We start from the raw sequence: 8,926 nt of genomic DNA, 5'->3' as shown, positions 1-8,926 counted from the left end.
CAACTATATTATATTTTTTATCTAATGCTAATAACACATTAGATTTTACAGCTATTACATACTTCATTTCATCATCCTACAAAATGGTGCTAACCTTTCTTCATTACTATCTAGTCGTCGACTTATTCAGAAGTTAAGTATATCACGACATATTTAAGGGTGATTTTAATTCAATCTATTAATAACTAATCAGGATTGATTGATTACTCTCATTCTTTCATTGATTCCAATAAGCAATATAAGTAAAACTAATCATTCAGGTTTAACCAGTTTGTCATTACTACTTACCCTTGCTCATAAAACAAACAGTTGATTAATAATCCGCCTTAATTCCCACTACTTACAGATTAAAAAATATTAATTTAAATGAAAACAATTATATATTGTGTTTTTCAATCCATCTTTTGGCTTTTATTAAGTTTATTGGTTAGGTCTGAAAACCTATTCCTCTCCCTAATTTCTTTGTTTTATTGTGAGATAGATCAACAATAATGATTCAAAAAGTGACTGTATGCTTACACATTAATAACAACAGCGAATAATTATTTTGTAGACAGTATGGTGAGATATGACAATCAATGTGTCATCGATACGTCAATTTATTATCAGGAGTAGGTAGGATTGAGGGGAGGGTCCTGAATGTAGAAAGACAGTGTGCCCTATTGCGTTAACAATAAGGCACAGCATGGAAAGTTATGCTTTACTTCTAAGAGGGGCAATATTGATGAACTTACTCATGTCGTTTCTTTTGATGCTCGGCATGTATGGAATTTCTCCCAATTTTGGTGCCGGTATTTTATCAGTCAGCATTTCGATAATTTCAGCATAATTCTCAGTGCCTGGATTAATTCGGTTTGCAACCCAGCCAACAATTTCTAACCCATCATTAATGATCGACTCTGCGGTTAACATTGCATGGCTTAAACAACCCAGTTTAATCCCTACAACTAGAACCACAGGTAATTTTTCCTGTTTCACCCATGTGGATAAGCAGTCATCTTTAGAAATCGGCACACGCCAACCACCAGCACCTTCGATCAAAACAACCTCTGATTTCTTCTTCAGCTTCTCAAGTCCAAGGCTCAATTTTCTATAATCAATTTTTATATGGTCATGTTCTGCGGCGATATGAGGTGATGCCGGGTTGAGAAGTGCATAAGGGTTTATCTCGTCATAACAACACTCAACCGTTGCGGCTTTTTGCAAATGCAGTGCATCTGAGTTTCTAAGCCCCTGCTCTGTCTCTTCACAACCTGCAGCAACAGGCTTGTAGCCTATGGTGGCAATTCCATTGTGGGCCATGGCATGTAAAATGGCTTTCGATGCCACTGTTTTACCAACATCTGTATCTGTACCTGCTACGAAAAAGGCATCAATCATTTATAATAACTCCAAAGCATACCTGATATGTCGCAGGTAGTAGCCCCTGTTGATTTTGATAATTGAGGTATGCATTTTCAACTGCTAGTAGCTTACTTCTGCCATGCAACCCTTGGTTACGCTGAGCAGAGAGATGATTTGCACCAATCCCTTTTAGATCCTTCATTAAGCTAATTGCAGATGGATACCACATCTGAATAGCTTCAAAGTCTAATTGATGATGTACTAGTCCAGTTTGCGCCAACGCAACTTTTATTGCATCTTGTGAAGTGAAAGTATTGACATGTTGATTTGAATCAACTTTATTCCACGCATTTTTAAGCTCTTGCAGTGAACCGTCTACTAATGTCGAAAAACAGATAACGCCATGACGTTTGGTAACCCGTTTGATCTGCTCAAGAGGTACCGACAAATCGTTACACCATTGCAGTGCTAAGCTGCTGTAGACCACATCAAATTGTTCAAATGGAAAAGACAACGTTTCAACATCACCCTGAACATACTCCATGCCATCCTGACCACATCGACGTTCTGCCTCATGTAACATCGATGCAGAAAGATCAAACGCCGTAACCTTGGCCCCTCTCGCTCGTAACAATTCGCTGCAATAGCCGGTTCCACAGCCAACATCTAACACGTGATAACCGCTGAGATCGCTAGGTAACTGGTTAAGCAGGTGGTCCGCAACTTTACGTTGGAATGCAGCGCATTTATCGTAACTTTTTGCTGCCTTACTAAATGCGGCAGCAATGGCTTGTTTGGGTTCAATAAGTTGAATTGTTTCTACGTTCATTACTGCCTCTTCAACTCTTGTTTAATCAGTGTGGTAAGTTGGGTAACCTGTTGCGGAGTGTGACTTGCACTTAATGTAATACGCAATCTAGCAGTGTCTTTAGGAACGGTGGGCGGACGTATTGCTGTGGTCCAAATCCCCTGTTCTTTCAAACGAGTAGCGACTTGCACTGTGGGATAGCTTCCACCTATGATCAGCGGCTTGATTGGTGTCTGCGTCGACGTCACTTCACAATCATTAACCAACTCTTTTTCAAACTGGTTTCCGAGTTCAAGTAACTTTTCCCTACGCCACTCATCTTGAATAATGACATCAATCGCTTTGGACAGTGTGTGTGCTTGAGCGGGAGGCATTGCTGTTGAATAAACATGATGCTTTGAAAACTGCATCAAATAGTCGGCACATTCTTCACTGCACAACACGGCCGCGCCTGATAGTCCAAACGCTTTACCGAAAGTGACTACCAGCATATCAGGTTTTATTTTGGCCAAATCACAGCTGCCACGACCTTGTTGGCCTAATACTCCACAGCCATGTGCATCGTCAACCATTAACCAGTCTGAACGTTCTTTCATCAACTCAGATAACTCAGCCAATGGAGCAAGATCGCCATCCATACTGAAAACACCTTCAGTGACTATCAGAGCATCCTGCTCACTGTTTGGAAGTAATCTTTTTAAGTGGCTGAGATCATTGTGAGCAAAACGCTTCATAGTAGCTGGTGAGAGTATCCCTGCTTCCATTAACGACGCATGATTAAGTTTGTCTTGCAGCAGGAGATCATGTTTGCTTAATAGCGAAAATAGGATCGCTTGATTGGCGCTAAAGCCCGAATTGAATAGTACTGCTTTTTCGAAACCTAACCAGTCTGCCAATTTCTGTTCAAGCTCAAGATGCGCTAGAGAGTAGCCTGTTACCAGTGGTGACGCGCCACTTCCCGTTCCGTATGCCTCTAACCCTTTCTGCCATGCTGTGATAAGTTCGGGTGAGTTCGCTAATCCAAGGTAGTCATTACCTGAAAAATTAAGATAGTTTTTTCCATCATGACTTAACTCAATATCGTTTCCATGTTCGATAGGAAGTCGACAACGAGTCAAGCCTGCCTCTGCCCTCTCATCGAGAGCGAGGCGTATTTTTCTATTAAAGCCCTGCTTCATAAAACAGATCATCTTTTCCTGGTCGAGAAGCAACACGTTCTGCGACTTTCTCTAACAACTCATTCTCTTGAATTTCATCTGGCTTCTGGCTGGTTTGCTCAGAATTTATGCCTAGCTTTTTAAACAGTTGAATATCGGTATCTTCATCTGGGTTAGGCGTGGTCAATAGTTTGCAACCGTAGAACACAGAGTTAGCGCCAGCCATAAAGCAAAGTGTTTGCATCTGTTCATTCATATTCTCACGACCCGCAGAGAGTCGTACCGCTGACTCCGGCATCATAATTCTGGCCACAGCAATCAAACGAATAAAGTCAAACGAATCAACATCTTCTTCATTTTCAAGAGGTGTTCCTTTCACTTTAACCAACATGTTCACAGGTACAGACTCTGGATGTTGTGGCAAATTCGCCAATTCAACAAACAGACCCGCTCTATCCGCAGTACTTTCACCCATTCCAATAATGCCACCTGAACAGATTTTCATCCCAGAATCACGCACGTGCGACAGGGTATCTAAACGGTCTTGATAAGTACGAGTCGTGATAATATTTCCGTAGTACTCAGGAGAGGTGTCTAAGTTATGGTTGTAATAATCAAGACCGGCGTCTGCTAATTCATTGGCTTGATCTGGAGTAATCATGCCAAGGGTCATGCAGGTTTCAAGCCCCATCTCTTTTACGCCTTTAACCATATCGAGTAGCTGAGGCATATCACGCTCTTTAGGATTTTTCCACGCCGCACCCATGCAGAATCGCGTTGAACCTGCATCTTTGGCTTTTTTTGCTGCATCCATTACCGTCTGAATCTCAATCAAACGCTCTTTCGCTAAGCCCGTTTTGTTGTGGGCTGACTGCGGGCAATATTTGCAATCTTCAGGGCAAGCGCCCGTTTTAATTGAAAGCAGTGTACTCACTTGCACGTGATTAGTTTGTTGGTGAAGACGATGTACTGTTTGTGCTTCAAACAGTAGGTCCATGAAGGGTTTATTCATGAGCTCTTGTACTTCTGTAACGGTCCAGTTATGACGTACTTCCACGTGCAATTCCTTAATTTTTATAATGACATTAATTTATACTTGGACAGTCTACTTTTAATCAGTAAACTGTCAAGAAAGAAACACACCTAACCTTTACAAGTGGTGAAATAATGACCAATAGCATTGACTTAGATTTCGACCGTGACCATATCTGGCACCCCTACACTTCAACCGTTAACCCCCTTCCTTGCTTTCCTGTCTCTAGAGCAGAAGGCGTTATGATCGAATTAGAAGATGGTCGTCAGCTCACCGATGGTATGTCATCGTGGTGGTCGGCCATACACGGTTACAATCACCCAAGACTCAATGCAGCCATTATTGAACAGACCCAAAACATGTCTCATGTGATGTTTGGAGGGATCACTCATCGTCCAGCCGTAGAGCTATGTAAGAAACTGGTCGCAATGAGCCCAGATCGATTACAACATGTCTTTTTGGCTGATTCTGGATCGGTATCTGTGGAAGTCAGCCTTAAGATGGCACTGCAGTATTGGCACGCCAAAGGTGAGCAACGCCCTACATTTTTGACCATTACCAATGGGTATCACGGGGACACTTTTGCCGCGATGTCAGTCACCGACCCTGATAACTCCATGCACTCTTTGTATAAAGGGTTTCTTCCTGAACATATTTTTGCTCAGTGCCCTAACAGTCAATTTGGTGGGCAGTGGAATGAGCAGGATCTGCTCTCAATAAAACAGCAACTCAGTGCGCATCACCAAGATATTGCGGCGATTATTCTGGAGCCTATCGTGCAAGGTGCTGGAGGGATGCGACTCTACCATCCTCAATATCTCAAAGAGGTGCGCGCCCTCTGTGATCACTATGGCCTGTTACTGATTGTGGATGAGATCGCGACTGGGTTTGGCCGTACGGGGAAGTTATTTGCTTGTGAACATGCTGGCATTGAACCGGATATTATGTGCATTGGTAAGGGGCTTACCGGTGGTTATATGACTCTATCCGCGACTCTAGCCAGTAAAGAGGTCGCGGATACTGTCTGCAGTGGAGAAGCCGGTTGTTTCATGCATGGGCCAACGTTCATGGGGAACCCATTAGCGTGTGCCGTTGCCAACGCCAGTATGGAGATATTATTAGAGGGGGATTGGAAAGTACAAACTCACTCTATAGAAACCACCTTTAGCCAACTGTTACCACCATTAAAGGCATACCCAGTGGTTGAAGCAGTAAGATGGCTCGGTGCTATTGGCGTGGTAGAGCTCAATAAAAATGTTGATATGGTGGCGATTCAACAGCACTTTGTCGATTGCGGTGTGTGGATAAGACCGTTTGGAAAACTCATCTATATGATGCCCCCTTATCAATCGACAGAGGAAGATCTTAAGAAACTGGTTAATGCCATTGAAAGTGCAGTTCAAACTCTGTTTTAACCTAAAACAACAAAGGATGAAACGATTGATCGTTTCATCCTTCACATTAACTTGGCTTCAATAGAGTTCGCTAGTCTTTACGAACGGTTCGATAGTTAGGATCTGTCCAACATTTCGGTAACGCTTCGTCAGATAAAAAGACTAAATCCGCTTTATTAAACTCCTCCGGTTCGTCCTTTTCTTCTCCAACGTGATAGCGCCCCAATACCGTTGTATTGAATATATTGGTTAAATCACCCACTCCGATAATCTCAACCATTTCGCCGTTATGTCTGTTTTTTAGAAACATTGCCGTTATCCCCAAATTTCCCATCGAACTCAGTAAAGTATAACCAAAAAATGGCAACTATATTAATTATTTGTATCATTTTGCAACATAGTTAACCATTCACAACGATTGCTGCAAACGGTGAATTCCTTCCTCAATACTCACCACAGCTTGATAGTTGAAGTCTCGTTTGGCGGCACTGATATCAAAATAATGGGCCGTGGAGAGTTGTTTGGCGACAAAGCGAGTCATGATAGGCTCATCTTTCTTATTGAGCAGGCTATAAACGGTCTCTAAAACCAAACCCGCTGCGTAAGCTACCGAGGCTGGAACACGTTTTTCTACCTTTGGAAGCCCCACACAACCGATAATGAGATTAAGCATCTCTGCCATGGTGATCGGTTGATCATTACTTAAGTAGTAAGGCTTACCGGCACACTTGCGGTCAGGTTGCGCCAGTTCTATTGCTGCTAGCAGATGTGCATAGGCCGCATTGTCAACATAGATAGTATCTACCAACTTGTCTTCACTACCGACTAACTTAAGCTTTCCCGCTTTTGCACGTGTAATCACTCTTGGAACTAAGTGGCCGTCTTCCGGCCCCCAAATAAGATGAGGTCGTAAGGCTACCGTCTTCAATTGTTCCCCGTTTGCTGCTAACACCATCGCTTCGGCCGTCGCTTTAGTCTCAGCGTAATGGTTTAAAAATCGGCTTGCGTAAGGAGTACTCTCATCAATACCAGACTCATCGATGCCATCAAAAGTAACACTCGGCGTACTGGTGTAGATTAACGTATCAATGTGGTGGCTTTTACACGCTTCAATAATGTTTATGCAACCAATGACATTAGGTTTGTAGTAGCTCTCTCTACTGCCCCATACGCCCGCTTTGGAAGCGGCATGAAACACTACATCACAACCTGCAATTGCTGCCGAAATCGCGTCATAGTCAGCAATATCGCCTTGATGCATCTCCACCCCCATTTCACACAAGTCTGGATACTTCCCTCGTGCAAAACCGGTCACTTTAATGCCAGCGTTGACTAGCATGTTACAGATTACTTTACCGAGAAAACCTCCTGCACCAGTAACAAAAGCGTGTGAAAAGTGTGTCGGTAACGATTCTAAATGGGGAAATGGCAGTGAAGGATTCATATTAGCTTCTCTTATCAAGGACATCTTGTGCCCAAACAGCTAGCTTTTCTCTGAAGATTTTAGCGTTATGGCGAATATCCACAGGGAAATCAGCATGGATCAAGAATTCAGTGATGCCTTGAGTATGAGTATTCTTATTGGCGATCTCGGTGAGTTGTGCAAACAGTGCTGTCTGCTGCTCACTGGTTGTCTTTGAATGAAGCTCAACGCAGATCAATGGAGCGGTTCTATCATTTACCTTTACGCCCACCAGCGCAGTTCTTTTCACCTGTGGATGAACATTAAAAATACGCTCAGTTGGGATAGAGAAATAGGTACGGTTCGACGGTTTACCCGGTAACTCATCGCATTCAACTCGATGTGCTTTACGACCACACATCCACAATTGACCACGTTCATCTAAGTAACCAAGATCCCCCATTCTGTGCCTTATCTGTTCGCCATCCACTATTTTTGCATCAATGCTGGCTTGCTCTCTTCGATAGTATTCACGACTGACCATTGGCCCTTGAACAACGATCTCACCAATAGTGTGGGCTGGCACGGTCAAGCTCTTGTTCCACACGCTGATAGGTTGCTCCGTGATCTCAATAATCGCCACGTCAACCCCATCAACAGGAAACCCAACACAGATACCGCCCCCTGAGTCAGTCACCTCTGTGGTGGTTAATAGCTCAGAGCTGGCAATTTTAGTCAGAGGTAGAGATTCCGTCGCACCATAAGAGTTTAGAACGTCAATTCCAGGCGTTAACATTTTACTGAAATGAGTGATTGAGGAGATGGTTGCAGGTGCCCCTGCTGAAATAACCCGTTTAAGACTGGGTAACTGATGAGTATGCTGTTCGCTCACCCCCGCGTTGCCTAGTACTTCAATTAGAGCTGGGTTGGCAAAAAGATTGCTGCATTGATAGTGGTCTATAGCAGAAAACAGAGCATCAGGATCGGCCGTGATCGGCTTGCTAGCGTCCATGTCAGGAATAATGGATGCCATACCCAGCGCTGGACCAAAAAGTGAGAATAGAGGGAAAGTCGCTAAGTCTCGTTCGCCATGCACAATACAATAATCACTCTTTAAAACGTCAATTTGCGCTTCAAACATTCGGTGACTATATACCACCCCTTTTGGTGTTCCAGTACTGCCGCTGGTAAACAGGATGGCCGCCATCTCATCATCGCTCAATTTGACCATTGGGTATGGCTCATCGTGTTGCTGTTTGCGCTTTAAAGAGACTAAAGTTTCCCCTTTAAATAGCAAGTTGGACATATAAGATGCTAAGCCGCCACTGCGAGTCACAGTAATGACCTGTTTGATACTGGATTTTCCCCAACCAAACATCGCACGGGCTATTTGTGCCTTAACAACCCCGATAAACGCATCAGGCTCAGCTTCAATGAAACACTGCTTTAGATTCTTCACTCCCATTCCAGGATCCACCAAGATAGGAACAATTCCTGCTTTGAATAGCGCAAAGGTTAAAGCGAAAAAATCCAAACTTGGCGTAACCATGAGCACGGCTTTCATCCCTTTTTGGATACCATAATCATTCAGAAGATACGCAATCGCATCACTCTGTTGATCAAGTTCTGAAAAAGTAAGCTCTTGGTAACGGAAGTGTTTGGCTGAAAAGGGCGTCAGGCGGTGGCTCGATTGCACGGCAACCGCTAGATCATCAGGAGTATTAATGCTGGCATGCTGTAAGTGTCGACATAGATTTGCGGTTCTATATGGTTTTTCACTCATACGAG

Annotated in this window: 8 protein-coding genes; 1 reads left to right on the top strand and 7 read right to left on the bottom strand. The window is 43.4% G+C overall.

The genetic code is table 11. From position 1 onward, the window contains the following. Nucleotides 1–693: 693 nt before the first annotated feature. Genes bioD through bioB form a run of 4 tightly spaced genes read right to left on the bottom strand, consistent with a single transcriptional unit; the run spans nucleotide 694 to nucleotide 4,366 of the window. Complete coding sequence (gene bioD / locus L4C32_RS00880) at nucleotides 694–1,380, bottom strand: dethiobiotin synthase (protein WP_428194956.1); 687 nt, start codon at nucleotides 1,378–1,380, stop codon at nucleotides 694–696. Then, nucleotides 1,373–2,173 (bottom strand): malonyl-ACP O-methyltransferase BioC, encoded by an 801-nt coding sequence (gene bioC / locus L4C32_RS00875; RefSeq protein ID WP_428194955.1) that lies wholly within the window; start codon nucleotides 2,171–2,173, stop codon nucleotides 1,373–1,375. The genes bioD and bioC overlap by 8 nt, the downstream gene beginning before the upstream one ends. After that, nucleotides 2,173–3,330, bottom strand: coding sequence for an 8-amino-7-oxononanoate synthase (gene bioF, locus L4C32_RS00870; protein WP_428194954.1), 1,158 nt, complete (start codon nucleotides 3,328–3,330; stop codon nucleotides 2,173–2,175). The genes bioC and bioF overlap by 1 nt, the downstream gene beginning before the upstream one ends. Beyond that, nucleotides 3,314–4,366 (bottom strand): biotin synthase BioB, encoded by a 1,053-nt coding sequence (bioB, locus tag L4C32_RS00865; RefSeq protein ID WP_428194953.1) that lies wholly within the window; start codon nucleotides 4,364–4,366, stop codon nucleotides 3,314–3,316. Before bioB ends, bioF begins: the two co-directional genes overlap by 17 nt. A gap of 122 nt (nucleotides 4,367–4,488) precedes the next feature. On the opposite strand from bioB, the gene bioA reads away from it, so the two are divergent. Beyond that, nucleotides 4,489–5,757, top strand: coding sequence for an adenosylmethionine--8-amino-7-oxononanoate transaminase (bioA, locus tag L4C32_RS00860; RefSeq protein ID WP_428194962.1), 1,269 nt, complete (start codon nucleotides 4,489–4,491; stop codon nucleotides 5,755–5,757). Nucleotides 5,758–5,827: 70 nt separating this feature from the next. Here the strand turns inward: bioA and L4C32_RS00855 are convergent, their stop codons facing one another. The 3 genes from L4C32_RS00855 to oleC all read right to left on the bottom strand — a co-directional run bounded on the left by L4C32_RS00855 (nucleotide 5,828) and on the right by oleC (nucleotide 8,921). Beyond that, complete coding sequence (locus tag L4C32_RS00855; protein WP_428194952.1) at nucleotides 5,828–6,046, bottom strand: acetyltransferase; 219 nt, start codon at nucleotides 6,044–6,046, stop codon at nucleotides 5,828–5,830. A gap of 99 nt (nucleotides 6,047–6,145) precedes the next feature. After that, a complete protein-coding gene (oleD, locus tag L4C32_RS00850; RefSeq protein ID WP_428194951.1) occupies nucleotides 6,146–7,180 on the bottom strand; it encodes a 2-alkyl-3-oxoalkanoate reductase in 1,035 nt (344 codons plus the stop codon). A gap of 1 nt (nucleotide 7,181) precedes the next feature. After that, a complete protein-coding gene (gene oleC / locus L4C32_RS00845) occupies nucleotides 7,182–8,921 on the bottom strand; it encodes an olefin beta-lactone synthetase (RefSeq protein WP_428194950.1) in 1,740 nt (579 codons plus the stop codon). Nucleotides 8,922–8,926: the final 5 nt, after the last annotated feature.

Source organism: Aliivibrio kagoshimensis (assembly GCF_050337105.1).
GTDB classification, from domain to species: domain Bacteria; phylum Pseudomonadota; class Gammaproteobacteria; order Enterobacterales; family Vibrionaceae; genus Aliivibrio_A; species Aliivibrio_A kagoshimensis.
Note: the sequence above shows the minus strand (reverse complement) of the source record. Positions and strands in the feature narration are given on the sequence as shown.